This window comes from Micromonospora sp. NPDC049529 (assembly GCF_055586685.1).
The window spans coordinates 172933-199116 of the sequence record NZ_JBVJHT010000002.1 but is presented as its reverse complement, the minus strand read 5'-3'; the positions used below and the strand labels follow the sequence as shown (position 1 = coordinate 199116).

Here is a 26184-nt window from a genome sequence, read left to right as displayed (position 1 = left end):
CCGGTCACGGTTCAGTTCTGCAGGTAGCCCTGCGAGACGCGGGCCTCGGCGAGCAGCCGGGCGAACGCGTCGGCGTCCCCCTCCACCAGCAGCGGTACGGTCGCGCCGCCGCCCAGGGAGCGCAGGTAGTTGAACTCGACCGGGCCGATGTGCCGCACCTTCCCGCTGTCGTGCACGAGGAAGACCGGGTTGGGGTTCTGTTGGGTGCTTGAGATGAGATACATGGGACGTACCTTTCTGGTCGTCGATCTCCTAGGGTTCGATGATCCATCTGGGCCGGCGCCGTTCCGGGACCGGAACGGGTGCCGGCCCGATGCCGCTCAGCTCCCTCGCCCGGGAGACGATCTCCGGCTTCTGGGCGATGATGGCGGGGCCGGGACACTGGGGGTGGCCCCAGTTGACGCCGTTCTCCGCCCCCATGCTGTGGTGGCCGAGACCGCGCCCGGAGGGACTGGTGGCGATCTGTAGTGGGATGTTGTAGATCTGGTGGGCGCGTACCAGGAGGCGGGCGTTCGCCTCGATCTGCTGCGCGGTGAGTTCGCCCGGGACGAAGCCCTCGTTCTCGACGCTGAGCCACGTGGGGTTTCCGGACCGTTGGGCCCAGGACCGGATGTCGGTGTCCACCATCTGGGCGATCCGGCCGTCCTTCGCGATCACGAAGTGTGACGAGACCCGGGCGGCCGGGTTCTTCTGCCAGGCGATGGTGCCCTCGAAGTAGCCCTCGGCGATGTGCAGCACGATGCCTCGGTGTTCGACCATCCGGTCGCTGGCCTCGTTGGGGTTCCTGTCACCGTCGCCGGAGTTGACGGTCGGGCCACGCCAGGTGGCGAGGTCGGTCCAGAGTGCCATTGAATTTCTCCTATCGGCGCGTCTTACCCGAAATGGATTGACAGTGCCGATCGTCCAACCTGTCCGACTTGAGCGTATCGTCGTCCACACGCCACCGACCAGGGAAAATAGGTGTCAGTTTCCGTCAGGCGCGCGTCAGATCAACCGCCGACACACTGCCGGCAGTCGATCTATCAACGGTTCGATCACAAGCGACGGTGAACCGGGAAAGCCGTACGGATCAGAATCCGAGGCACTCGCACCCGGTCATCAACGTCCGCACGTTGTCGGTGTAACGGATGTTCGAGACCCTGAGGTCGTACGTCCCGTCGGGCTGCTGCGCCAGGACCGTTCCCGGCCCCATGTTGTACGCCGAGATCACCGCGTTGAGCAGACACGGGTCGACATGATCGACACAGTCCGTAGCCTTGACCTCGTAACCCAGCCCACTCAGGTCACCCAGGTACTTGATCAACCAGGCCAGGTAGTTGGCGCCGAGTTTCGCGTTGTCCTGGTACCGGCGGATGTCGTACGACTGACCGAACCGGTTGTTGACCTGCTCCGCCGTACCCGGCATCACCTGCATCAGCCCGACGCCGCCGTCGCAGGCCTCGATGTTGGACTGCCAGCCGCTCTCCTGCCAGGCGATCGCCTTGACCAGATCCAGCGGCACCTTGATCTCCGGGGCCGAGGTAGGCCAGTAGGTGACGGCGGCGGCGGCGGTCAGCGCCGCCTTGGCCTCGGCCCGGCTCGCCTGCTCGCCCACGTACTTCGGGCCGGTGCAGCCGGCCGGGGCGGGCCGGACCGCCGGCGGCGGCGGGATGTCCTTCTTCGGCACCGGCTTCGGCGGCACCTTCGACTTCGTCGGCTTGGGCTTGGCGCTCGTCCTGGACGGGGACGGCGACGGCGACGCCGACCGGGTCGGGCCGGCGCCCAGTCCCTCGGCGAGCGACGCGGTCGGCGGCGGCCCGCTCGGCGTACCGGCCGAGGTCTCGGCACCGGCGGACGCGGCGACCGGATCGGCCACCGGCCGATCACCGCCACACCCGGCCATCGCCACGACGAGCGACAACACCGCCGCGACCGTCCCGATCCGCCGTGTCCGAACAGTCATCGGAGCCCTCCCCCGTCGAGTCCGAGCCGCACCCTAACAAGGATCAACAGCCGATCGGACGCTCCGACCGGCACCGAATGCCGGTCCAACGGGTGCGGATCACGAACCGATCGGTTGATGCTTCGGTGGTGAGGCCCCGCGTACGGCCCGGTCGCGGGTGGCCCAGGCGACCATGAACACCGCCGTCCAGAGCACCCCGAGCAGGATCGAGGTGACCGTCTCGCTGGCCGAACTCCACCCCACGTAGAGCCGCGCGGCCGCGACCATGAGCACCACGACCGCCGCCCCGGTCCACGCCGCCACCGCGAACGGCCAGCGGTTCTGCCGGGCCAGCAACCAGGCGAGCGTGCAGAGGCTGGCGGTGACGATCGCGTTCTGGTTCGGGAAGGCCGCCACCGCCGCACCCGCCCCGTCCGGCGTGCGCTGACCGGGCTGGGTCAGGTCCGCGACCAGGGCCAGCAGCACCAGCGGCAGCGACGCCCCGACCGTGCCGACCACGCTGACCAGGTCCGCCTGCCACGGCCGGGACCGCCAGCCGACCAGCACCGCGACCAGGGCCACCGCGATGATCAGGAACGAGCCGCGGAACACGTTCAGCACGGTGATCGCCGCGTCGGCCGTACCAGCGGCCCGCTGCTCGGCGAACCACTGCGCGATCGCGTGGTCGACCACGTACAGGCCGCTCTGGTGGACCACCACGTCGACCAGGTAGGCCAACCCCAGACCGGTGGCGAAGAGCAGGCCGAGCCCGGCCAGCAGGTTGATCAACAAGGTCCAGCCGGGGCCGATGTGCATGGCGAGCAGGAAGAACAGCACCCCGTAGCGGCCGGCGAGCCAGCGCACCGGCGGCAGCGCGCGGGCCCGCCCCAGCAGTGCGCGCACCGGATCGGGGTTGCGACCCAGCCACCGCCCGCCGAGCACGATCACCAGCACCGCGACCAGCAGCACCAGCACCGCCGTGGTCGCCTTGCCCAGATAGCTGGACACAGTCTCGTACGACTCGCCGGCGAGGTAGCCGACCAGGATCGAGCCGCCGACCCAGCTCACCACCCCGGCCAGGTTCCACGGGGCGAACCGCCGGTACGGCATGCCCGCGCTGCCGGCGAGCCGGGGCACCAGCGTGCGCGCGTACGCGATCCAGCGCGCCACCAGCACCGCGCGCCCGGCCCGCCGCTCCAGCATCTCGTCGGCCTTGGCCCAGCGTTTCGCCCCGATCCGCTGACCCCACTTGCTGGCCCGTAACCGGGGCCCGTGCCGCCGACCGCTGCGGAACGCCGCCGAGTCGCCGAGCAGCGCCGAGGAGATCATCACCACCAGCGCGGTACCCAGGTCCAGCGTGCCGGTGTAGGCGAGGAACCCGACCAGCAGCAGGGTGGCCTCGCTGGGCACCAGCAGCCCCAGCACCAGGAACCCGGTCTCGCCCCCGACCAGCGCCGCCGCCACCAGGTAGACGAGCAGCGGCGGCAACTGCTCAAGCAGCGTCACCACCGTATGCATATCCACCCCCGGACCACGCCGGCCAGCATGCCAGTCCGGAACAACCCCATGACAGCGGTTTGGGGGAGATCCCGACCACCTCCGGGGTGACCCCGACGCAACGGCGGCGGAGGAGGAGGGAGGATAGTGTCATGCAGACCCGCGCCGACCTACGCAACGTCGCCATTATCGCTCACGTTGACCACGGCAAGACAACCCTGGTCGACGCCATGTTGCGGCAGTCCGGGGCGTTCAGCGCCCGGGCCGAGATGGCCGACCGGGTGATGGACTCGATGGACCTGGAGCGAGAAAAGGGCATCACCATTCTCGCCAAGAACACCGCCGTGCGTTACGTGCCGGCGGACGGCTCCGACCCGGTCGTGATCAACATCATCGACACCCCCGGCCACGCCGACTTCGGCGGCGAGGTCGAGCGCGGCCTGACCATGGTCGACGGCGTGATCCTGCTGGTCGACGCGAGCGAGGGCCCGCTGCCGCAGACCCGGTTCGTGCTCCGCAAGGCGCTCAAGGCCCGGATGCCGATCATCCTCGTGATCAACAAGGTGGACCGGCCGGACGCCCGGATCAAGGAGGTGCTCGACGACACCTACGAGCTCTTCCTCGACCTGGACGCCGACGAGGCGCAGATCGACTTCCCGATCATCTACGCCTGCGCCCGTGACGGCGTCGCCTCGCTGACCCAGCCCGCCGACGGCACCGTCCCCGGCGACAGCACCTCCCTGGAACCGCTGTTCCACACCCTGCTGAACACCATCCCGCCGCCGTCGTACACCGAGGGCGCCCCGATGCAGGCGCACGTCACCAACCTCGACGCCTCGCCGTTCCTCGGCCGGCTGGCACTGTGCCGGGTCCGCGAGGGCACCATCCGCAAGGGCGAGACCGTCGCCTGGTGCCGTACCGACGGCACCACCGAGCGGGTCCGGATCTCCGAGATGCTGATGACCGACGGCCTGGAGCGCAAGCCCGCCGAATCGGCCGGACCGGGTGACATCATCGCCGTCGCCGGCATCCCCAACATCATGATCGGCGAGACGCTGGCGAACCTGGAGGATCCGCGCCCGCTGCCGCTGATCACCGTCGACGAGCCGGCCATCTCGATGACCATCGGCACCAACACCTCGCCGCTGGTCGGCCGGGTCAAGGGTTCCAAGGTCACCGCCCGGATGGTCAAGGACCGGCTGGACAAGGAACTGATCGGCAACGTCTCGCTGCGGGTCCTGCCGACCGAACGGCCGGACGCCTGGGAGGTGCAGGGCCGGGGCGAGCTGGCGCTGGCCATCCTGGTCGAGCAGATGCGCCGCGAGTCGTACGAGCTGACCGTCGGCAAGCCCCAGGTGGTCACCCGCGAGATCGACGGCAAGACCTGCGAACCGGTCGAACGGCTCACCATCGACGCCCCGGAGGAGTACCTCGGCGCGATCACCCAGCTCCTCGCCACCCGCAAGGGCCGGATGGAGCAACTGGTCAACCACGGCACCGGCTGGATCCGGATGGAGTGGCTGGTCCCGGCCCGTGGCCTGATCGGCTTCCGGACCGAGTTCCTCACCGACACCCGGGGCACCGGCATCCTGCACCACGTCTTCGAGTCCTACGAGCCGTGGTTCGGCGAGCTGCGTACCCGTAACAACGGCTCCCTGGTCGCCGACCGGGCCGGCGTGGTCACCCCGTTCGCGATGATGAACCTCCAGGAACGCGGCACCCTCTTCGTCGAACCGACCAGCGAGGTCTACGAGGGCATGCTGGTCGGTGAGAACTCCCGCGCCGACGACATGGACGTCAACATCACCAAGGAGAAGAAGCTCACCAACATGCGCTCCTCCACCAGTGACGAGACGGAGAAGCTGATCCCGCCGCGCAAGCTGTCGCTGGAGCAGGCCCTGGAGTTCTGCCGGGAGGACGAGTGCGTCGAGGTGACCCCCGCGGCCGTCCGGCTGCGCAAGGTCGTCCTCGACCAGAACGCCCGCGGTCGGGCCGCCGCCCGCCGCAAGCACGCCGGCTGACCGGCGACACACCGCACCCCGGAAGATCCGCGGATCGACTACGGTCGGCGGCATGACCTGGGACAGGCTCGACCGTGAGCTGGCCGCAACGGCCGGCACGGTCTCGGTGTACGCGGGCCGGCTCGACGCCGCGCCCGCGTACACCCGGCTGCCGGAGCAGACCCACTACGCGGCCAGCACGATGAAGATCGCCGTACTCGCCGCCCTCTACCGGGCGGCCGACACCGGCGTCCTCGACCCGGACGCCCCGGTCCCGGTCGAGAACGGGTTCGACTCCGCCCAACCCGGCGCAGCGCGCTTCAGGTGCGACCCGAGCTACGACAACGACCCGGCCGTCTGGGCCCGGGTCGGTGGCGAAGCCTCCCTGCGCTGGCTGGCCGAACGCATGATCGTCCGATCCAGCAACCTGGCCACCAACCTGGTCCTCGGCCACGTCGGCCTGCCCGCCGTCAACACCGCCTGGGCACTGGCCGGTGCCCGGCACAGCCGCACCGGACGCGGCATCGAGGACTTCGCCGCCCGCGAGGCCGGCATCGACAACCCGATCACCGCCGCCGACCTGGCCGCCCTGCTCGCCACCATCGCCCTCGGCACCATCGCCCCCGGCACCGGGACAGCCGGCCCGCTCGGCAGCCCGGCGGCCTGCGCCACGATGCTCGGGGTCCTGTTCGGCCAGGAACGCCGGGAGGACCTCGCCGCCGGACTACCGGCCGGCACCCGGGTCGCGCACAAGAACGGCTGGGTACGCGGCATCCGGCACGCCGCCGGGGTGGTCTTCCCCGACGACGCGCCCCCGTACACGGTGGTGGTCTGCACCAGCGCCGACCCGGACGGCGGCGACACGGACGCGGCAGCCCGCCGGCTGATCGCCCGGGTCTCCGCCACGGTCTGGGCCAGCCGGCGGGATCTCGCCCCGGGCGAACACGCCTGAGCCGGTGATCGCCGGCCGATAGGGTGCCGGGCATGGCCATCGCCTCGGTCCGTACCCACCGGCTCTCCGCCGCCCTGCACACCCCGTTCGTCACCGCGCTGCGCCGGGCCACCACCGTGGAGACGCTGGTGGTGGAGGTCGTCGACACCGACGGGCGGTCCGGTTTCGGCGAGGCGCCACAGGTCTGGCAGGTGACCGGTGCCTCGGTCGCCGGTGCGCAGGCGTGCGTGACCGAGATGCTCGCCCCGCTGCTGGTCGGCCGGGATCCCGACGACCTGGTCGCCCGCTGCGCCGAGGTCCGCCGGGCGGTCGCCGGCAACGAGGCCGCCCTCGCCGCCACCGACACCGCCCTGCACGACCTGGCCGCGCGCCGGCTCGGCGTACCCCTGGTCCGGCTGCTCGGCGGCACCACCCTGCGGGTACCGACCGACGTGACCCTGGCCGCGGGCGAGGCCGGCGCCCTCTCCGCCGCCGCGACCCGGCGGGTGGCCGAGGGCTTCACCGTCCTGAAGATCAAGGTGGGCGCGGACGCCGCCGGTGACCTCGCCCGGGTCCGGGCGGTCCGGGCGGCGGCCGGACCGGACACCCGGATCCGGCTCGACGCGAACCAGGGCTGGACCCCACGGGAGGCGGTCCGGGTCATCCGGGGCGTCGAGGACGCCGGCCTGGACGTGGAACTGGTCGAGCAACCGGTGTCCCGCTGGGACCTGGACGGGCTCGCCTGGGTCAGCGACCGGGTCACCGTCCCGATCCTCGCCGACGAGTCCGTCTTCGGGCTCCGCGACCTGGTCGCCGTCATCCAGCGGCGGGCGGCCGACATGGTCAACGTGAAGCTGGCCAAGTGCGGTGGCCTCGGCGTCGCCCGTGGCCTGCTCGAACTGGCCGCCGCACACGGGATCGGCACCATCGTCGGTTCGATGATGGAAAGCCAGATCGGGGTCGGCGCCGCCGCCAGCCTGGTCGCCGCCTACGGCACCACCGCCGTCTCCGACCTGGACGCCGCCTGGTGGCTCGCCTCCTCGCCGGTCCAGGGCGGCATCCGGTACGAGGGCGCCTGCGTGCTCCTGCCCGACACACCCGGCCTGGGCGTCAGCGGCCTGGGCTGACCGGTCCGGCCCCGCGAACCGCCACCGCTACTGGCCCGTCCGATCCGGCCAGGCGAACCGCCACCGCTACTGCGCCCGTCCGGCCCGGCGAACCGCCACCGCTACTGCGCACGACCGGCCCGGCGAACCGCCACCGCTACTGCGCACGACCACATGTTGCCGCCCCTCGGGGTGTTCCGTAGGGTCGGCCGGTAAGACCGGGAGAAGGTGGGTCCCCGCTGATGCCGCAGGCTGGATTGACACTTCAGGCCGGCCAGGAGGCCGTGGTCCGGGTGGCCGTCGCCACCCTCTGGGCCGGTCCGGAGGCCGTCCGGCCGGTGGACGAGCCGGCGCTGGCGCCCCGGAACACCGACATTCCGGCCTGGATCTCGGCGATGACCGCGGACCAACAGGTCGGCGACTGCGTGCTCAGCCAACTGCTGCTCGGCGAACGGGTGCTGATCGAGGAGATCCGGCCGGACGGCTGGGCCCGCCTGATCGCGACCGAACAACCCGCCGCCAAACTCGACCCCCGCGGCTATCCCGGCTGGCTGCCGGTGGAACAGCTCACCCCCGCCGCGCCCGACCCGGTCGGCGGGGAGCCGGTCGTCGTCGACGCCACCGCCACCGCGCTGCACGTCGCCCCGGCCGGCGACGTGATCCTGCCCGGTGTCATCCTCGGCACCCGGTTGACCCCGGCCGGCCCGGCCCGCGCCGGCTGGAGCCCGGTGTACGCCCCCGGCCACGACGACCCGCTCTGGCTGCCGGCCGACCACCTCGCCCCGATCCCGAACCGACCGCCGAACGCGGTCGAGGTGCTCGCGGTGGCGACCCGCCTGCTCGACGTCGTCTACCTCTGGGGCGGGGTGTCCGCGTACGGCATCGACTGCTCCGGGTTGGTGCACCTGGCCTGGCGCCGGTTCGGGGTACGGCTACCGCGCGACGCCGACGACCAGGCGAACGCCACCACACCCGTACCGCTCGGTGCCGAACGCCCCGGCGACCTGTACCTGTTCGCCCGCCCCGGTTGCAACATCCACCACATCGGCATCGTCACCGCCGAACCCGGCTACGGCGACAATCGGCGGATGCTGCACGCCTCGTACAGCCAGCGGCGGGTGCTGGAGGAGTCGCTGACCGAGGACCGGCAGGCCACCCTGGTCGGGGTGCACCGGGTGCGGCCCTGCGCCGACTGATCAGCGGGTGCCGCGTGACCAGGTGTCGATGGGCGGGGCCGCTACTCCGCCGGCAGGTGCCGACGGAGCCGTGCCGGTTGCCCGACGGGCCGTGCCAGTGAGGTTGGCTAGTGCCCCGCCTCGGCGAGCTGCTTGCGCCGGTCGCTGGCGGACTTGATCAGGCTGGCCACGGTGGCGACGCCGAGCGTACCGAGGATGACCACCAGGGAGAGCCAGATCGGTACGTGCGGTGCCCAGCCGACGTGCTCGCCGCCGTTGATGAACGGCAGGTTGTTGTCGGCCAGCGCCTCCAGCACCAGCTTGACCCCGATGAAGCCGAGCACCACGGCGAGGCCGATGTTGAGGTAGACCAGCCGGTCGAGCAGCCCGCCGAGCAGGAAGTAGAGCTGCCGCAGCCCCATCAGCGCGAACACGTTCGCGGTGAAGACCAGGTACGGGTTCTGGGTGATTCCGAAGATCGCCGGGATGGAGTCGAGGGCGAAGATCAGGTCCGTGGTGCCGATCGCGATCATCACGATCAGCAACGGGGTGAACATCCGCCGCCCGTTCTCCCGTACGGTCAGCTTGCCGCCGGCGAAGTCCGAGGTGATCGGCAGCGCCCGACGACTCCACCGGATCAGCAGGTTCTCCTTGAACTCCTCCTCGTCCGGCTCGCCCTGCCGGAAGAAGTTGATCGCGGTGTAGACCAGGAACGCGCCGAAGATGTAGAAGACCCAGGAGAACTGGGAGATCAGGGCCGCGCCGGCGGCGATGAAGCCGCCCCGCATGATCAGCGCCAGCACGATGCCGATGAGCAGCACCTTCTGCTGGTACTCCCGGGGCACGGCGAAGCGGCCCATGATGATCACGAAGACGAAGAGGTTGTCGACCGAGAGGCTGTACTCGGTCAGCCAGCCGGTGTAGAACTCGCCCGCCGTGGAGAGGTCGGTGGTCAGCCAGAGCCCCACGCCGAACAACAGGGCGAGGGCGACGTAGAAGCCGACCCAGAGGCTGGACTCGCGGATGCTCGGCTCGTGCGGTCGCCGCCCGATGATCAGCAGATCAACCGCCAGCACCACACCCAGCGCGACCAGCGTTACGACCCACACCCAGGTGGACACGTTCAAATCATTCCTCCGGCAGACACTCGGCACACCCGAAACGGCACACCCGTACGGGCGTGCCGTGGCTGGTGTCGCCGAACCTGGGTGACTGTCGGAGGTCTCTTCCACCGGTGGCACCCGGAAACCTCCGCCTGCCACCGACCGACGGGCCGGGTGGACCACCGGACCAGCCGGGGACAACCGTGTTGACGACGCCGCCGCGAGGGAATACTCCCCTCCTTGCCGCCATCATCCCCCATCCCGCAGCGATCGGGCACCTCGGCCGGATGCGTTCTTGCCCACCCTCGACCGGGCGCCTGTCGCCCTTGCCGGCCGGCGCACACCCCGTAGGGCTTACCGCACACCCCGTAGGGCTTCCTAGGAGGCTAGGTGTTATGGGTGATCTAGCGCCGGCCCCGGTCCGTATCGACGGGTGGCGGCGTGGGAGGCTGGCCCGATGGTGCTTGAGGTTGCGCTGATCGAGGTCATTCCCGGCCGTGAGGACGAGTTCGCCGCGGCGTACGCCGAGGGCCACAAGGTCCTCGCCAGCACGCCCGGCCTCCGGTCGGTACGGATGACCCGGGGTGTGGAGTCGCCCTCCCGGTTCGTGCTGCTGGTCGAGTGGGACTCGGTCGCGGCGCACGAGGAGAACTTCCGCGCCACCGAACGGTTCACCGTCTGGCGCGGACTCATCGGCCCGTTCTTCGCCGCACCCCCGCTGGTCGAGCACTTCACCGACGTACCGGCCTGAGCCGAAGGCGTTCTGTCGTACCGCACCGCTAGCCTCTCGTCGTCCACGAGCGACCCGAGGGAGCCGACGCATGTACCGACAGGGCGACGTCCTCGTCCATCCGATCGACCCGGACGAGGTCCCGGCCGGGCTGGTTCCCGCCGGCCGGGACGCGCGGGGCCGGTTGGTCCTCGCCCGGGGTGAGGCGACCGGGCACGCCCACGTGGTCAGCGGCGCGGGCGTCAGCCTCTGGACGCTGCCCGACCAGACCGAGCCGACGATCCTGCTGGTCGACGGCTACGGCCGGCTCGGCCACGAGGAGCACGGCCCGATCCCGCTGCCCGCCGGCGCCTACCGGGTCGTCCGCCAGCGCGAATACCTGCCCGGCAGCTGGCGACCGGTGGCCGACTGATGACAACCACGACACCGTCGACCGCCGCCGCGCCCCCGACCACCGCCGACCCGACCACCGTCCGACTCGCAGCGTCCGCCGACCCGACCACCGACCGGCGCGTAGCATCCGCCGACCCGGCCACCGGCGCGCTCGACGAGACCGCCGCCCGGCTGGCCCGTGTCGCCGACAACTGGCTGGCCCGGGGCCTGAGCACCGGGCCGGCGGACCGACCGGCCGCCGAGGCCGCCGTCCGGCAGGCGTACGCCGCCGCCGGCCTGGCCGCCCCCGAAACGGTGCTCTGGCTGGGCTCGCCGTACGCCGGGGCACTCGCGGCGGCACTGCTCACCGATTCCTCCTCCGGCACCGCCGGACCCGGCGGGTTCGGGGCCGCCGGGCCCGGCGGGCCCTCCCCCTCCCCCGTCGCCCCGGCCGACAACCCGGCCGACCGGCCCGACGACACCACCCCGGTCGGCCGGGCACTGGCCGAGGTGGTGGCGACGCTGCGGGCCCAGGGGTACGAGCCGACCCCGGCCGCCACCGGCCGCTCGGTCCGGTCCCGGCTGCGTACCGCGCCGTGGGCGGCGGCGCGGGCCGGTGCGGTCGCCCGACTCGGGGCGACCGGTTGGGCGACCCACTGGGCGGCCGGTGGGCAACGCACCTGGCACCTGCTCAACGACCGGGTGGTCACCCCGCTGCGCACCCGGCTCACCGACGAGCTGACCGACGGGGTGCCGGCGCCGTTCGCCCGCCGGGCCCGAGCCGCCCTGCTCGACGTGGTGTTCGGCCAGCACGACGCGGCCTGGCTGAGCGCGTTCGACGACGAGCCGACGCTGACCGGGCTGGCCTCGGTGTCCGGCGCGGCCGGCTGGTGGTGGCCGTACGAGCGGGTGGTGATCCTGACCGAGCGGCCGGTGCGGGTCGAGCGGGACAATCTCGGCCGGCTGCACCACGGCGACGGGCCCGCGCTGCTCTACCCGGACGGTTTCGGCCTGCACGCCTGGCGGGGCATGCCGATCCCGGCCGAGGTCGCCGCCGAGCTGCCCCGGCTGACCGTCGAGCGGATCCGGGCCGAGCGCAACGCCGAGGTCCGGCGGGTGATGCTGGAACACTTCGGCTACGACCGCTACCTGCGCGACAGCAATGCGAGGGCGGTCCACCGTGACGAGTTCGGGGTGCTGTGGCGGATCGAGCTGCCGCAGGACGAGCCGCTGGTGATGGTCGAGGTGGTCAACGCCACCCCGGAGCCGGACGGCACCAGCCGCACCTACTGGCTGCGGGTGCCGCCGCAGACGCGTACCGCGCGGGGCGGGGTGGCCTGGACCTTCGGCCTGACCGAGCAGGAGTACGCCCCGCTCGTCCAGACCTGATCGGCGGCGGCTCAGCGCAGGGCGCCGGCCGGTACGCCCCACCGGGCACCGGCCGCGCCCGGCGCCGGGATCCGTTCCAGCACCCCACCTGCGAACACCTCGTACAGCGGCAGTGTTCGCAGGTGGACGTAGCCGATGTGGCAGTCGCAGGCCGCGTTAGGGCACGGGCGCGGCCCCAACGCCGAGCGGTACGAGCCGTCGTAGAGGTTGCCCAGCGGGGTGTCGACGAAGTGGCAGCGGCGCACCTCGCCGTCCCCGCGTACGGAGATGACGCTCTCCCCGGCCCGGCACGGCGCACCGGCCGACGGGTGTGGCCGGACACTGTAACCGAACAGCGGGTCGATCGCCGTCCAGTCGGCCTCCTCGGCCTCGGTGTACGACAGGCCGTCGGCGGCGTTGACCCAGAGGTACACCTCGGCGGGCAGGGCGGCGCGCAGCACCCGCGCCTCGTCCAGGTGGGCCGGCAGTCCGACCACCCCGACCGAGTAACGCACCCCCAGCTCGCGCAGCCGCTCACAGCGGCCCAGGAAGGTCTCCCGGCGTACCTGGTCGGGGTGGTACGTCGCCCAGAGCGCCACCGCGCGCCGGTCGGCGTCGGCCAGCCACTCCACCCGGCCGGCGAGGTTGGTCTGGATCGCCACCCGGTCCACCTGTTCCATCCGGGACAGCTCGACCATCGCGTCCCGGTACCAGGACCGGGTCAGTCCCTCGCCCCACGGGGTGAACAGCACCGAGATCCGGTCGTCGTCCGGGTTGCGTCGCACCCAGTCGACGAACCGGTGCAGCGCCGCCCGGTCCGCGCGCAACTGGGCCGGGCTGTCCCGGCGCTTGGCGAACGGGCAGTACGGGCAGTCGTAGTTGCAGCTCGCCAGCGGGCCACGGTAGAGGACGGAGAGGTTCACCGGAGTGCGTACTCCGCCATCGCGGTGCGTACCGGACCGGAGACCAGCCACGGGCCGATCGCGTCGGCCCGCTCCAGCCCGGCGTCGGTCAGCGCCAGCCGGCCGTCGCCATTCGGGTCGCCGCCGAGCCAGCCCCGGTCGGCGAGCAGGCCGAGCTGCGGGAAGTCGTCACCGACGGCGGTGCCGAACCGGTCCCGGTACGCCACCGGGGCGAAGCCCTCGGCCCGCAGCAACGACTTCACCAGCCACCGCCGCCGCTGCTCCACCCCGTCGAGCCGGAAGCCCACCTCGGCGACGTCGAAGTCGCTCGCCGGGCGGCGCAGGTAGTCGTCGATGATGGCCCGGACCTGCCCGATGCCGACCGCGTAGTCGAAGGAGTAGTGCAGGTCGGTGGTGTACGAGCGGGCGCCGCAGCCGAGCCCGACCATGCCGTCGTCCTGGCAGCAGTAGTCGGGGCGGGCACCGGCCGACGCCGCCACACTGCGATCGGATCCGGTGCGATCGGCACCGGTTGCGCCGGCACCGGTTCCGTCCTCGGTGGGCAGGTCGGCCCGGCGGAAGTGGCGCAGCGACAGCTGCGTGTACCCGGCCGCCCGGAGCGTGTCGCGGCCCTGCCGGAACAGGTCGAGCCGCTGGTTGTCCCAGCTCTCGTCCCGGCTGCCCGGTGCGCCGTCCAGCGGTGCGGGGCCGCCCGGTGCGCCGTCGGGGTGCACGGCCTCGGCCGTGCCGCCGCGCCGGCCCAGTCCGGTGAGCGGGCGGACGTAGAGCGGGTAGAGGAAGATCTCCTCCGGTCGCCAGTGCAGCGCGGCGGTCAGCGACTGCGCCCAGGTCCGGGCCGTCTGCCCCGGTATTCCGTAGATCAGGTCGAGGTTCAGCTCCACCGTCCGGTGCGCCCGGATGGTGGAGAGGGCCCGCTCCACCTCCTCCCGGCGCTGCGGGCGGCCGGCCGCGTGTGCCTCGGCGTCGAGGAAGCTCTGCACCCCGATGCTGATCCGGGTGGTGCCGCGCTCGGCGAGCACCGCGATCCGGTCCGGCGTCGCGGTCGCCGGGGACGTCTCGACCGCCATCGGCACCGCACCGAGCCGGGCACCGAACCCGGCCAGCACGTCGAACATCTCGGTCAGCTCGGCGGCGGTCAGGTACGTGGGGGTGCCGCCGCCGATCGCCAACCGGGCGAAGTCGGTGTCGGCGCCGAGCGCGTCACGTACCCGGTCGGCCTGGCGGCGCAGTTGGTCGAGGTAGGCGCGGACCTGCTCGGCCGGCGGGTTGGCGCGGGTGAACAGGTTGCAGAAGCCGCACCGCATCTCGCAGAACGGCAGGTGCAGGTAGAGGAAGAGGGCGTCGGTGCGTTCACCGGCCCAGACGTCGCGCAGCGCCGGCCGGGGCCGCAGCGGCCGGTACGCCGTCTTGTGCGGGTACGCGTACAGGTAACCCTGGTACGGCGAGCCGTCCAGCCCGTCCACCTCGTTCACGCCCAGTCCCCCGGCTTGCCCCAGGCGCCCGGCTCCAGCACGAACTGCCCGTACGGCACCGTCCACACCACCTCGTGGCCGAGCCGGTGTCCACTGTGGCCGTCCTCGCCGTACGCGGTGCCGTGGTCGGCGCAGAGCACCACCAGGCAGTTGCGGCCACGGGAGCCGGCCAGGGCGAAGAGCCGACCGATGTGGCGGTCGACGTACTCCAGGGCGGCGGCGTGACTGTCCCGGCTGTCCCGCTCGGCACCGGGCAGGTAGTGCCGGTTCGGCTGGTGCATCGCGGCCACGTTGACGAAGAGGAACAGCGGCTGTTCCTCGGGGACGGCCGGTACGACGGTGGCGATCCGGTCGAGCTGCGCCTCGAAACAACCCGGTGCCGCCACCCCGAACTCGGGTTCCCAGTGCGCCTCGGCGAAGAGTCCCGGCAGGACCGCGCCGAGCGGCGGCTTGCGGTTGAAGAAGCCGACCCCGCCGACGCAGACCGTGTGGTAGCCGGCGGCGGCCAACCCGGTCACCACGTCCGGGGCGTCGAAGACCCAGGTGTCGTCACCGGTGCTCTCGCTGCCGGGAAAGGCCGCCGCGAACAGCCGGGGGTGCGGGCCGGGGGTGGTCGGGGTGGGCAGGAAGCCGGCGAAGAACGCCTGGTGTGCGGCGTAGGTGAAGCTCGCCGGGCTGTGCCGCCGCTCCCACCCGCCGGGCAGCGCGCGGGTCAGGTTGGGGGTCCGACCGGTCTCGGCGAGTTCGGCCGCCACGTCGTAGCGCAGCGTGTCCAGGGTGACGAACAGCAGGTCGTGACTGCCGATCAGGTCCCTCATCCGACCCGCCCCCTCCCGCCGGTGGTCGACACCAGCGGCGACTCCGCCGGGCCGGTGGGCCGTCCGGCCCGCCAGCGGTCGAAGCGCCCGCTGGTCAGCGCGTGCAGTTGGGCGGCGTAGCTGTCCCGACCCGCCCGGTCGAGCAGGTGGGGCAGCAGGTCGCCGAACGCGTTCACCTCGGCCACCATATGCCGCCGCCAGTCGGTGCCGATCATCAGGTCGACCCCGGCGTGCAGGCTGCCCGGAAAGCGGGCGGCCACGCGTACGCAGGTGGCGAGCGCGGCGCCGTACGCCGGTTCTCCCATCGCCGCCCGGACCTCGGCCAGGTCGCCACGGTTGTTGCCCAGGTGCAGATTGGTCAGTGGGCCGCGGCTGGACCGGACCACCACGTGACCCGGCTCGCCCGCCACCACCAGCACCCGCAGGTCGAGGGTGCGCCCGCCCAGCCCGGCCTTGGGAAACCACCGCTCCACCTGGAGGCCGTCCGGGGCGAGCCGGTCGACGAGCGCGGCGACCTCCCGCTCGGTCCGGTAGCGGCGCACCCGCAGCGAGTTGAACAGCCGCCCGTCGGTGGCCAGCTCGACCGAGGTGGTCGCCTGCACCCGCCCCGGCGCGACCTCCAGGGCCAGTACGCCGGACGCCGACGACCCGTGCGCCGGTTTGACGAACACCCGCGCCCAGCCGGCGGTACGCAGCATCGCGCGCAGTTCGTCGTAGTCGGCCGGCGGCACCGGCAGGGCGGCCGGAACCGGTACGCCGGACCGGGTCAGCCGGTCGTGGCAGGTCCGCTTGTCGAACATGACGGCGATGTCGTCGGGATCGTTGAGCAGGGTCGCGCGGGCATCCCGGGCGGCGGTGACGAGACGGTCCAGGGCCGCCCGCAGCCCGGCGTACCAGGCTGCGGAGCCGCCGATCTCGCCGTGCGCGGCCGGGCGGTCGGCGCCGCGCAGCAGCCGGTCGACCTCCGGCTCCTCGCCGGGCGAGTCGATCCGGACGACGGCCCCGTCGGGCAGCCGGACCGGGCCCTGCGCCAGCCGCCGCCACGGCAGCGTCTCGACCGGGCCGGGCCAGGCGTGCGCGGCGGCGGCCCGGAACATCCCGACCCGACGGTTGTCCGGATTGCCGACGACGACCAGCGGGGTCCCGCCGGTCATGCCGCCCCGGACCCGGAGCGTACGTCGGTGGTCATGGCGCCCCGGCCCGGCGGTGCGTGCCGGTGGTCACTCCGCCACCGCCACGTAGTACTCGTCCTCGTCGTCGGCGTCGTTGCCCTCGGTCAGGTCGACGTCCACGCCGGGCAGTTCGTCGACCAGCCGGGCCGCCAGGTCGTCGGTGACGAAGTGGTGGTTCAGGTCGAGCCGGCGCAGGTGGGTCAACGGCTGCCCGGCGAGCAGCGCCGCCGCGCCCCGGTCGCCGAACATGCCCAGGGACAGGTCCAGGGTGTGCAGCCGGGCCACCACCGGCGCCCCGGCCAGCGCCGCCGCGACCTGGTCGGCGATCTCCGCGTCCCGCAGACCCAGGTAGGTCAGCGCCGGTAGCCGGGTCCCGGCCAGGATCGGCGCCAGGTCCTCCACGGTGGCGTCGCCGCCGTAGTTGTCGGTGCCGAGCCACAGTTCGAGATGGGTCAGCGCGGGCAGGTCGCATTCGCCGACCGCGCGGACCACCGTCGCGGGCAGGCCACCGGACTCGAATGCCAGCTCACGCAGGGCCTCGTGCCGGGACGGGGTGAGCACCAGACCGTCCGAGCCGCGCACCCGCAGCGTCTCCAACTCCGGGTACGCGACCAGCAACGGCGTCACGTCCGTCTGCTTGATCCAGGAGATCTCGCACTCCTCGCTCAGCATGTCGCCGAGGAAGAGCGCCCGCAGGCCGGTGAGCCGGTCCGCCGCCGCGCAGAGCTGGGCGTACGGCGGCGTGTTGAACGCGGCGTAACCCCAGGCGCCGAGCACCAGCGCGGTGACCGAGGCCGGGTCGACCACTTCGAGGAACTGCTCGAAGCGCTGCGCGAAGGCGGGCGAGGGCTTTTCCTCCCAGTTGCCGTCCTCCTCGAACGCCTCGATCCGCCACGCGACCGCCGAGGGGTCGGCCGGTGGTGTCGCGCCCGGGTCGAACTCGTGCACCGGCAGGCCGGCGAACTCGGTCAGGTGCCGCCCGATCATTCGGCGACGTCCACGTACCGGTCGCCGTCGCTGTCGGCTTCCTTGGCGTCGGAGAGGTCGATCTCGACCCCCGGCAGCTCCTCGACCAGCCGGGCGGTCAGTTCCGGGCTGAGGTAGTGGTGGTGCAGGTCGAGCCGGTGCAGGTGGGTCAGCGGCTGCCCGGCCAGCAGCGCCGCCGCGCCGACGTCGGAGAGGATGCCCAGTGACAGGTCCAGGGTGTGCAGCCGGGCCACCACCGGCGCCCCGGCCAGCGCCGCCGCCACCTGGTCGGCGATCTCCGCGTCCCGCAGACCCAGGTAGGTCAACGCCGGCAGCCGGGTCCCGGCCAGGATCGGCGCCAGATCCTCCACTCCGGCGTCACCCAGGTACTCGTCGGTGCCGAGCCACAGCTCCAGGTGGGTCAGCGCGGGCAGGTCACACTCGGCGACCGCGCGGACCACCGTCGCCGGCAGGCCACCGGACTCGAACGCCAGCTCACGCAGGGCCTCGTGCCGGGACGGGGTGAGCACCAGACCGTCCGAGCCGCGCACCCGCAGCGTCTCCAACTCCGGGTACGCGACCAGCAACGGCGTCACGTCCGTCTGCTTGATCCAGGAGATCTCGGATTCCTCGAAGGTCATCTCGCCGAGGAAGAGGGCCCGCAGTCCGGTCAACCGGCCGGCCAGCCCCACCAGCAGCTCGACCGGCGCCTCCTCCTCGTACGCGGAACCCCACTGGCCGATGATCAGGGCCTGGACCGAGGCCGGCTCGACCTTGGCGAGGAACTGCTCGACCAGGGCGGCGAAGTCCCCTGTGGACGAGTCGTAGTCGGCGGCCAGCCGCCAGGCCACCGTGGCCGGATCGGCCGGCAGTTCCGCCGACGGGTCGAAGTCGACCACCGGCCGGCCGGCGAATTCGGTGACGTGGGTGTTGATGGTCATGGACGCGGTCTCCCGAGCGCTGGGGATGCGGGCGGGCGACACCATAGCAAGCCGGAACGACATCCTCACCCATCCACACCGCCCGTCGTGCGGGCGGGCGGAAGGGCCCGCTGGCTGCCGGATTCGGTGGTGCGGGACACCTCCCCGCGTCGGGGCGGTGGTCCTACCCGGCCGGTTCGAACCGGGCCCGGCGACCCAGGTCGGTGAAGCCGAGACGTCGGTAGAGGCGCGCCGCCGGGTTGTCCACGTTGACGTCGAGCAGCGCCTCGGCCGAGCCGTCGGCCCGCATCCGGCGCAGCGCCTCGACCACCAGTGCGGCGCCGAGCCGCCGGCCCCGCGCCTGCGGTCGTACGCCGACCTGCACGATCCAGCCCAGACCGGCGGTGACGAAGCCGAGGTCGGTACCGGTCGGGTCGGTGGCGAGCAGACTCCACTGCGGCCGGAAGTCCTCGTCGTCGGTGGTCCACTCCACCCACTGCCCGACCGACCAGCCGGGAAAGCCGGGCCGCTGCGCGAACGCGTCGTGGTAGACGGCGAAGAAGCGGTCGGCCAGCTCCGCCGTCCACGGCCGTACGGTCAGCCCCGCCGGCAGGTCGATCCGGGGCGGTTGCGTGCCGGCCAGGTCGAACCGGAGCACGTCCTCGGCGAACGTCTGGCGCAGGCCACGGGCGGTGAACAGGGCCCGCGCCGGATCGGTGAGCGCCTCGGTCTCCAGCGTGATCCGGTCGGTGCCGACCCGCGTCGGTTCGAGCAGCCAGTCGAGCAGGGTGCCGCCCAGGCCCCGCCCCCGTCGCGTCGGGTCGACCAGGCCGGTGGCGACGGCTGTGCGTACCCCGTTGGTTTCCTGCGGTCGGACCGCGCCGGCGGCGACGAGCGTGCCCGCCGCGTCGACCGCGCCCCGGGCCACCCCGCCGTCGGCGGCGAACCGGCGGGCCAGGAACGACGGTTGCGCCACCAGGGGCAACCCGCCGTCGGTGGCCAGGCAGCGCGCGGCGAGGGCGGCGACCGCCGGCAGGTCCTCGGCGGTCAGCGTCCGCCAGCTCGGTTCGATGTCCACGACCGGGCAGCCTAGGCCGGCGCGGCCGGGATGCCCACCGATTTCCGTCGCCGCCGCCCGCCCCCTCGGTACGGTGTGGCGAAGGATCCCACCAACGCCCGGTGCGTACGCCGCGGCAGACCAGGTCGGCGGAGGAGAGCGATGCGACTGACCAAGAAGGGGCACGCCTGCGTCCGGTTGGAGCAGGACGGGACCACGCTGGTGCTCGATCCGGGCGGGTTCAGCGATCCGGACGCGCTCGCCGGGGCGGACGCCGTGCTGATCACCCACGAGCATCAGGACCACTTCGTCGAGGAGCGGATCCGGGCGGCGGTGGAGCGGGAACCGCAACTGCGGGTCTTCGCCAACCGGGCGGTCGGCGCGAAGCTGGACGGGCTCGGCGAACGGCTGCGGGTGGTCGGCGAGGGTGACACCTTCTCGGTCAACGGGATCGACATCGCCGTCTACGGCGAACTCCACGCGGTGATCCACCCGGACATCCCCCGGATCACCAACGTGGGTTACCTGGTCGACGGTGAGCTCTTCCATCCCGGTGACGCGCTGACCGTACCCGACCGGCCGATCGGCACCCTGCTGTTGCCGGCCCACGCACCGTGGTCGAAGACCGCCGAGCTGATCGAGTACGTCCGCGCGGTGGCGCCGGGGCGGGTCATCCCGGTGCACGACGGCGGGTTGAGCGACATCGGCCGGAACATGGTGCAGATGCTGGTCGGCGGGGGTGGCCCGAAGACCGGGGTGACGTACCAGCCGGTGGCCGACGGGGAGACCGTCGAGGTTTGATCCGGTCTCCCCGCCCGCGCGCTACTGCACCCCGGTGGCGTCCATCCCGCGCAGTTCCTTCTTCATCTCCTGCACCTCGTCCCGGATCCGGGCGGCCAACTCGAACTGCAACTCCCGGGCGGCGGCCAGCATCTGGTCGTTGAGCTCCTGGATGAGCTGGGCCATCTCGGCGCGGGCCATGCCGGCCCGGACCGGACCGGCGGCCTTGCCGCCGCCCTTGCTCCGGGTCTCCGGCACCGGCGCCTTGCCCCGGGAGAGCTGCCGCACCGCGCCGCCGACCCGGGTGTTCTCGGTGTCCTCGGCCTCGCGGTAGATGTCGTCCAGGATGTCGTGGATCTTCTTCCGGAGCGGTTCGGGGGTGATCCCGTTGGCTTCGTTGTGCGCGACCTGCTTCGCCCGCCGCCGGTTGGTCTCGTCGATCGCGCTCGCCATCGACGGGGTCATCTTGTCGGCATACATGTGCACCTGGCCGGAGACGTTCCGGGCGGCCCGGCCGATGGTCTGGATGAGCGACCGGCCGCTGCGCAGGAAGCCCTCCTTGTCCGCGTCGAGGATCGCGACCAGGGACACCTCGGGCAGGTCCAGCCCCTCCCGGAGCAGGTTGATGCCGACCAGCACGTCGTAGTCGCCCTTGCGCAGCTCGCGCAGCAGCTCGACCCGGCGCAGCGTGTCGACCTCGGAGTGCAGGTAGCGGACCCGGATACCGTGCTCCAGCAGATAGTCGGAGAGGTCCTCGGCCATCTTCTTGGTCAGCGTGGTGACCAGCACCCGCTCGTCCCGGTCGGTACGCAGCTTGATCTCGTGCATCAGGTCGTCGATCTGCCCCTTGGTGGGCTTCACGATCACCTCGGGGTCGACCAGCCCGGTCGGGCGGATGACCTGCTCGACGAACTCGCCCTGGGCCTGCTCCATCTCCCAGTTGCCGGGGGTGGCGGAGAGGAAGACCATCTGCCCGACCCGCTCCAGGAACTCGTCGAACCGCAGCGGGCGGTTGTCGGCGGCGCTGGGCAGCCGGAAACCGTGGTCGATCAGCATCCGCTTGCGGGAGGCGTCGCCCTCGAACATGCCGCCGATCTGCGGGATGGTCACGTGCGACTCGTCGACGACGGTGAGGAAGTCGTCCGGGAAGTAGTCGAGCAGGCAGTGCGGTGGGCTGCCGGGCTCGCGGCCGTCGATGTGCATGGAGTAGTTCTCGATGCCGGAGCAGAAGCCGACCTGGCGCATCATCTCGATGTCGTAGCTGGTCCGCATCCGCAGCCGCTGCGCCTCCAGCAGCTTGCCCTGTCGTTCCAGGTCGGCCAGCCGCTCGGTCAGCTCCGCCTCGATGCCGGCGATCGCCCGCTCCATCCGCTCCGGACCGGCCGCGTAGTGCGTGGCGGGGAAGATCAGCAGGTGGTCGACCTCGCGAACCACCTCGCCGGTGAGCGGGTGCAGGTAGTAGAGCTTCTCCACCTCGTCGCCGAAGAACTCGACCCGCAGGGCCAGTTCCTCGTACGCCGGGATGATCTCCAGCGTGTCGCCCCGGACCCGGAAGGTGCCCCGGTTGAAGGCCATGTCGTTGCGGGTGTACTGGATGTCGACCAGCCGGCGGAGCAGCTTGTCCCGCTCCACCTCCTGACCGACCTTGATCCGGACGGCCCGGTCGAGGTATTCGTCCGGGGTGCCCAGCCCGTAGATCGCCGACACCGTCGCCACCACGATCACGTCACGGCGGGTGAGCAGGGACATGGTGGCCGAGTGTCGCAGCCGCTCCACCTCCTCGTTGATCGAGGAGTCCTTCTCGATGTAGGTGTCGGTCTGCGGGATGTACGCCTCGGGCTGGTAGTAGTCGTAGTACGAGACGAAGTATTCGACCGCGTTGTTCGGCAGCAGCTCGCTGAACTCCTTGGCCAGCTGCGCGCAGAGCGTCTTGTTCGGCGCGACCACCAGGGTGGGCCGCTGCAACCGCTCGACCAGCCAGGCGGTGGTCGCGCTCTTGCCGGTGCCGGTGGCGCCGAGCAGCACCGAATGACGATCGCCCCGCCGGACCCGTTGCTCAAGATCGTTGATCGCCGTCGGCTGGTCGCCGGAGGGTCGGAATTCGCTGATGACCTCAAACCGGCCGTCGAGTCGTGGGATGTCGAGCGCCATGCCGACAACGGTACGCCGCAGGTGTGACAGCCCTGGTGGACACGGTTGTCACCGCCACGGTGGGCAACCCTGGGTACACGATCGGCTTCGATATACGCATTGTGTGGTCGAGATCACCGCGATACCGTTCTGGAGTAGGCCGCTCGCGGCGGCCGACCGGGTTCGCGACCAGGCCTCCACAACGGCCGGTCGCACCCGGCGCAGTGGTTGCAGCCCCGGCCCTCGTCGGCGTGCGCACCCGACGCGGTCGCGCCAACGCGCAGACCGGCCGCCGCGAGCGCCCCTCGCATCCCGGCACGTCCCGACGGCCGTACGTCACTTTGCCCCGGATTCGCCGTTCAACCACGCGTGAGCACCTCGTTGCCCCCCGCCGGGCGCCGACGATCCGCCACCGGGCCGCCACCGACCGCCGACCGCCGACCCCCCACCCGGAGCATCCCGCTCGGTCCGCCGGTCGGCAGACCCGGACGCGGCGGCACCGCGGGCGCCCGGCTGGTGACGCTGGGCGTACTCGGCTGCCTCGCACTCGGCTCCGGCGCCGGCCTCGCCGCCGGTCTGGTCTCCTGTGCCGCACCCGGCCCGACCGACCCGGCCCGAGCGCTCACCGCCGCCGAGGCGGAGCGGCTGGCGGCGATGCGAATCACCAACTACCGGGCCGGACGGGTCGGCGTCCACGCCACCCTCGGCACCCCGGGCGCCCAGATCGAACTCGCCGGCACGGTCGACTGGCCACGAGGGCTCGCCTACCTGAACGTCGCCGGTCCGGGTGCCGGCACCCAGCGGGGACTGCTCCAGGCCGTACCCGGACTGGTGCTCAGCCGGCCGGAACCGTCGGCCGGGCCGGACCGGACCGACGACGGACCCGGCCCGCGCCCGGCGCTGGTGCCGCCGGACCCGGCACCGACACCACCCGTGACCCCACCGACCGACGGCTGGCGGGTCCGCCGGATGGTCACCAGCGGGCCGGTGCCCGCCGCGGTCGACTCCTTCCTCACCCTGCTCTTCGCCGTCGCCGCCGACCGGCCAGACCCGACCGGACCGCTCCTGGGCAGGGACACCGCCCGCTGGCTGGGCCGGGACCGGGCCGGTGGGACAACCGTCGACGTCCTGCTCGGCCCCGCGGTGCCCGCGCTCACCCCGACCCCGGATCCCGCCACCATCAGCCCCGCCACCATCAGCCCCGGCACCATCAGCCCCGGCACCATCAACCCCGACGCCACCAACCCCGACGCCGGCGGCCAGAACCGGCGGCCCGACACCCTGAGCCCGGAGCCCGGTGACGCGAGCCCGGAGCCCGGTGCCGACGGGGTGAGCCCCGCGTCGTCGATCGGCGGGCTGGCCGGCGGGGCCGTGCGGTACTGGCTGGACCGCGACGGGCGGCTGCACCGGTTCGAGGCACTGCTCGCCGGTGACGTGCCGGTCCAGGTCGACTTCGACCGGGCCGAGCAGCCCGAACTGACCGCCGTCGCCGCGCTCGGCGGCGCACCGGTACGGCCACGGGCGGCCAGCCGGGCCGAGGTCGACCTACTCGCGCGGGTACGGTCGGCGAACCGGGCGCTCGGCGGCGCGGAGATCACCCTCGCGGTGCCCACCACCCAGCCGGTACCCGAGCTGCCTGCGGTCAACTTCCGGGCGGCGGGCTGGGTCGACTGGTCCGAGAGCGTCGCCTACCTCGCAGTACACGAGTTGGACCGGCCGGGCGAACGAACCCTGATGCGGGCCAACCGGGCCGGCGTGGCCGTACGCGACGTCCCGTCCGAGCAGTCACCCGGCTCGGCGGCCGAGCCCTCGGGCCCCGACGCCCGGGTCCGGTCGGCCGCGGCGGGTGCCGTACCGCCTCCGCTTCCCCCGCCCCGGGACCGGGAGTGGGAGCACCTGAGCTGGCAGCGGCGGACCGACACCCTCGGCGCGGCAGACCTGGACCTGCTGGTGAACGAGGCACTGGCGATCGGCGGTGCCGGGCTGGGACCGGTGCAACGTCTGCGCGACTCGGCGACCTGGCTGCGGCCGGACCGGCTCGACGAGCGGCCGGTGACGGTGTTCGAGGTCCCGAAGGAGGCCGAGGCGCGGGTCGGCCGGGGCCAGGCCCGGATGCGCTACTGGGTGGACGGTTCGGGGCTGCTGCGCCGACTGGAGCTGCGTACCCGTACGGGCGCGTTCGCCCAGCTGGATCTCGCCCCCGGCCCGGTGCCGGAGCTGCCGACCGTGCCGCTGCGCTGACCCGCCCGTGCCCCTGCGCGGACCCGACCGGAGGCACCGCTGCGCCACCATCGCCGGTACCGGCGGTACCGGCGAGCTCAGTCAGGGGCGCCAGTCGGTGGCGGTGGCCCACCGCTCGGCTTCGAGGTGCTCGCTGTCGAACCAGGGTTCCTTCGCCGCGGCGTAGCTGGCCGTGTCCGGGCCGCCGGCCGCCAGCCCCCGCTTGAGCGCCAGGTAACCGGCGCGTTGCTGCTCGTCCGCACACAGGTGGTCGCGCATCAGCAGGGCGTAACGCCACCCTGGCGAGCCACCCACCCGCAGGTGCAGGTTGACCGGCCGGGCCGGGTCGGCGCTGCCGTGCAGCCGCTTCTCCCACCGCGCGCCGCCGCCCGCGTACCGGGGTTGGTCCCACCAGTCGCCGGAACAGCGCGGGAAGCCGGCGTCGGCGAGTGGCCCGGCGAGCGCGTCCGCCTGGGCCAGGGACTCGACGGTGAGCTGGATGTCGATCACGTTCTTGGCCGCCAGTGCGGGGACCGCGGTGGAGCCGACGTGGTCGATCCGGAGGTCGGCGGGGCGTACCGCGTGCCGGATCCGGGCGGCGAGCCGGGCGTACTGCACCGGCCAGTCCGGGTCGGCCTCGGTGAGCTTCACCGTCCCGCCCCGGACCGCGATCCGGTCGCGCAGGTTCCGCTCGTACGGCACCAACCGGTCCCGCCAGAGCGTTTCCACGCTCGCGTGCAGGTCGGTCAGCTCGCCGTCGTTGCTGAGCACGACGTCCGCCACGGCCCGCCGCTGCTGATCCCCGGTCTGGGCCCGGATCCGCTGCTCCGCCTGCTCGACGGTCATCCCCCGGTCGCGGACCAGCCGGTCGACCCGGGTGGCCCGGTCCGCGCTCACCACGATCACCAACTGGTACGTCGGCGCGAGCCCCGCCTCGACCAGCAGCGGTACGTCGTTGACCACGATCGCGTCGGCCGGTGCCCCGGCGGCGAGTTCGGCGGTACGGGCCCGGACCCGCGGGTGGGTGATCCGTTCCAGCCTTCGCCGGGCCGGCTCGTCGTCGAAGACGAGCGCACCGAGAGCGGCCCGATCAAGGCTGCCGTCGGCGGCGAGCACCCGGTCGCCGAAGGTCGACACGATCTCGGCCAGCCCCTCGGTGCCGGGCGCGACCACTTCGCGGGCGATCCGATCGGCGTCGAGCAGCACCGCGCCGAGCTGGGCCAACCGGGTGGCCACCACACTCTTGCCCGATCCGATCCCACCGGTGAGTCCCACCATCAACACGGACCCAGTCAACCCCGCCACCCCACCCCCCAGCAACCCACCCCACCCACCCCGCCCCCGTCTCCCGCCTCGTTGATCATGAAGTTAGCGCAGGCCCAGGTCCGCAAACCCTGCGCTAACTTCATGATCAACCGGGTGGGGGTGGGGTGGGGGTGGGGGTGGGGTGGGGGGATGCGGCGGCGGCCCCGCCTTCCCGGAGGGGAAGGCGGGGCCGCCGCGTGTGTTCTACTCGCGGGTGG

Annotated in this window: 23 protein-coding genes; 9 read left to right on the top strand and 14 right to left on the bottom strand. The window is 72.5% G+C overall.

What is annotated here, in order from left to right; genetic code table 11:
- Positions 1-11 precede the first annotated feature (11 nt).
- The 4 genes from ACZ6QQ_RS03650 to ACZ6QQ_RS03635 all read right to left on the bottom strand — a co-directional run bounded on the left by ACZ6QQ_RS03650 (position 12) and on the right by ACZ6QQ_RS03635 (position 3439).
- Positions 12-224, bottom strand: coding sequence for a hypothetical protein (locus tag ACZ6QQ_RS03650; protein ID WP_465874044.1), 213 nt, complete (start codon positions 222-224; stop codon positions 12-14).
- A gap of 28 nt (positions 225-252) precedes the next feature.
- Entirely contained in the window at positions 253-849 is a 597-nt protein-coding gene (locus tag ACZ6QQ_RS03645) for an N-acetylmuramoyl-L-alanine amidase (RefSeq protein WP_465874043.1), read from the bottom strand.
- A 220-nt stretch (positions 850-1069) separates the two neighbouring features.
- Positions 1070-1942, bottom strand: a complete 873-nt coding sequence (locus ACZ6QQ_RS03640) for a lytic transglycosylase domain-containing protein (RefSeq protein ID WP_465874042.1) — start codon at positions 1940-1942, stop codon at positions 1070-1072.
- A gap of 99 nt (positions 1943-2041) precedes the next feature.
- On the bottom strand, positions 2042-3439 hold the full coding sequence (locus ACZ6QQ_RS03635) for a DedA family protein (protein ID WP_465874513.1): 1398 nt from the start codon (positions 3437-3439) through the stop codon (positions 2042-2044).
- Between the two features lie 131 nt (positions 3440-3570).
- On the opposite strand from ACZ6QQ_RS03635, the gene typA reads away from it, so the two are divergent.
- The 4 genes from typA (at position 3571) to ACZ6QQ_RS03615 (ending at position 8651) form a co-directional block, all read left to right on the top strand.
- A complete protein-coding gene (gene typA, locus ACZ6QQ_RS03630) occupies positions 3571-5439 on the top strand; it encodes a translational GTPase TypA (RefSeq protein WP_465874041.1) in 1869 nt (622 codons plus the stop codon).
- Positions 5440-5491: 52 nt separating this feature from the next.
- Complete coding sequence (locus ACZ6QQ_RS03625) at positions 5492-6370, top strand: serine hydrolase (protein WP_465874039.1); 879 nt, start codon at positions 5492-5494, stop codon at positions 6368-6370.
- Positions 6371-6402: 32 nt separating this feature from the next.
- Positions 6403-7476 (top strand): mandelate racemase/muconate lactonizing enzyme family protein, encoded by a 1074-nt coding sequence (locus ACZ6QQ_RS03620; RefSeq protein ID WP_465874037.1) that lies wholly within the window; start codon positions 6403-6405, stop codon positions 7474-7476.
- A 221-nt stretch (positions 7477-7697) separates the two neighbouring features.
- On the top strand, positions 7698-8651 hold the full coding sequence (locus ACZ6QQ_RS03615) for a C40 family peptidase (RefSeq protein WP_465874036.1): 954 nt from the start codon (positions 7698-7700) through the stop codon (positions 8649-8651).
- Between the two features lie 107 nt (positions 8652-8758).
- Here ACZ6QQ_RS03615 and ACZ6QQ_RS03610 read toward each other — a convergent pair whose 3' ends face one another.
- Positions 8759-9757, bottom strand: a complete 999-nt coding sequence (locus ACZ6QQ_RS03610) for a TerC family protein (RefSeq protein WP_465874035.1) — start codon at positions 9755-9757, stop codon at positions 8759-8761.
- A gap of 433 nt (positions 9758-10190) precedes the next feature.
- Here ACZ6QQ_RS03610 and ACZ6QQ_RS03605 point away from each other — a divergent pair, with 433 nt between their 5' ends.
- The 3 genes from ACZ6QQ_RS03605 (at position 10191) to ACZ6QQ_RS03595 (ending at position 12224) form a co-directional block, all read left to right on the top strand.
- Positions 10191-10484 carry an antibiotic biosynthesis monooxygenase family protein gene (locus tag ACZ6QQ_RS03605; protein WP_465874033.1) on the top strand — a complete coding sequence of 98 codons (294 nt, stop codon included), beginning with the start codon at positions 10191-10193 and terminating at the stop codon, positions 10482-10484.
- A gap of 70 nt (positions 10485-10554) precedes the next feature.
- Positions 10555-10875: a hypothetical protein gene (locus ACZ6QQ_RS03600; protein ID WP_465874032.1), complete on the top strand. Its 321-nt coding sequence runs from the start codon at positions 10555-10557 to the stop codon at positions 10873-10875.
- Positions 10875-12224, top strand: a complete 1350-nt coding sequence (locus tag ACZ6QQ_RS03595) for a DUF6745 domain-containing protein (protein ID WP_465874030.1) — start codon at positions 10875-10877, stop codon at positions 12222-12224. Before ACZ6QQ_RS03600 ends, ACZ6QQ_RS03595 begins: the two co-directional genes overlap by 1 nt.
- An 11-nt stretch (positions 12225-12235) precedes the next feature.
- Here ACZ6QQ_RS03595 and ACZ6QQ_RS03590 read toward each other — a convergent pair whose 3' ends face one another.
- The 7 genes from ACZ6QQ_RS03590 to ACZ6QQ_RS03560 all read right to left on the bottom strand — a co-directional run bounded on the left by ACZ6QQ_RS03590 (position 12236) and on the right by ACZ6QQ_RS03560 (position 19552).
- Positions 12236-13126 carry an STM4011 family radical SAM protein gene (locus ACZ6QQ_RS03590; RefSeq protein WP_465874028.1) on the bottom strand — a complete coding sequence of 297 codons (891 nt, stop codon included), beginning with the start codon at positions 13124-13126 and terminating at the stop codon, positions 12236-12238.
- Positions 13123-14598: an STM4012 family radical SAM protein gene (locus ACZ6QQ_RS03585; protein WP_465874027.1), complete on the bottom strand. Its 1476-nt coding sequence runs from the start codon at positions 14596-14598 to the stop codon at positions 13123-13125. The genes ACZ6QQ_RS03590 and ACZ6QQ_RS03585 overlap by 4 nt, the downstream gene beginning before the upstream one ends.
- Complete coding sequence (locus tag ACZ6QQ_RS03580) at positions 14595-15416, bottom strand: STM4013/SEN3800 family hydrolase (RefSeq protein WP_465874025.1); 822 nt, start codon at positions 15414-15416, stop codon at positions 14595-14597. Before ACZ6QQ_RS03580 ends, ACZ6QQ_RS03585 begins: the two co-directional genes overlap by 4 nt.
- Positions 15413-16570 carry an STM4014 family protein gene (locus ACZ6QQ_RS03575; RefSeq protein WP_465874024.1) on the bottom strand — a complete coding sequence of 386 codons (1158 nt, stop codon included), beginning with the start codon at positions 16568-16570 and terminating at the stop codon, positions 15413-15415. Before ACZ6QQ_RS03575 ends, ACZ6QQ_RS03580 begins: the two co-directional genes overlap by 4 nt.
- A 66-nt stretch (positions 16571-16636) precedes the next feature.
- On the bottom strand, positions 16637-17575 hold the full coding sequence (locus ACZ6QQ_RS03570; protein ID WP_465874023.1) for an STM4015 family protein: 939 nt from the start codon (positions 17573-17575) through the stop codon (positions 16637-16639).
- A complete protein-coding gene (locus tag ACZ6QQ_RS03565) occupies positions 17572-18495 on the bottom strand; it encodes an STM4015 family protein (RefSeq protein WP_465874021.1) in 924 nt (307 codons plus the stop codon). Before ACZ6QQ_RS03565 ends, ACZ6QQ_RS03570 begins: the two co-directional genes overlap by 4 nt.
- Positions 18496-18658: 163 nt before the next feature.
- A complete protein-coding gene (locus ACZ6QQ_RS03560) occupies positions 18659-19552 on the bottom strand; it encodes a GNAT family N-acetyltransferase (RefSeq protein ID WP_465874020.1) in 894 nt (297 codons plus the stop codon).
- A gap of 141 nt (positions 19553-19693) precedes the next feature.
- Here ACZ6QQ_RS03560 and ACZ6QQ_RS03555 point away from each other — a divergent pair, with 141 nt between their 5' ends.
- Positions 19694-20332, top strand: a complete 639-nt coding sequence (locus ACZ6QQ_RS03555) for an MBL fold metallo-hydrolase (RefSeq protein ID WP_465874018.1) — start codon at positions 19694-19696, stop codon at positions 20330-20332.
- A 21-nt stretch (positions 20333-20353) separates the two neighbouring features.
- Here ACZ6QQ_RS03555 and uvrB read toward each other — a convergent pair whose 3' ends face one another.
- Complete coding sequence (gene uvrB / locus ACZ6QQ_RS03550) at positions 20354-22462, bottom strand: excinuclease ABC subunit UvrB (RefSeq protein ID WP_465874017.1); 2109 nt, start codon at positions 22460-22462, stop codon at positions 20354-20356.
- 348 nt (positions 22463-22810) lie between these two features.
- On the opposite strand from uvrB, the gene ACZ6QQ_RS03545 reads away from it, so the two are divergent.
- Positions 22811-24682: a hypothetical protein gene (locus tag ACZ6QQ_RS03545; protein WP_465874015.1), complete on the top strand. Its 1872-nt coding sequence runs from the start codon at positions 22811-22813 to the stop codon at positions 24680-24682.
- Between the two features lie 81 nt (positions 24683-24763).
- Here the strand turns inward: ACZ6QQ_RS03545 and coaE are convergent, their stop codons facing one another.
- Positions 24764-25945 (bottom strand): dephospho-CoA kinase, encoded by a 1182-nt coding sequence (gene coaE / locus ACZ6QQ_RS03540; RefSeq protein WP_465874013.1) that lies wholly within the window; start codon positions 25943-25945, stop codon positions 24764-24766.
- Between the last annotated feature and the right edge of the window lie 239 nt (positions 25946-26184).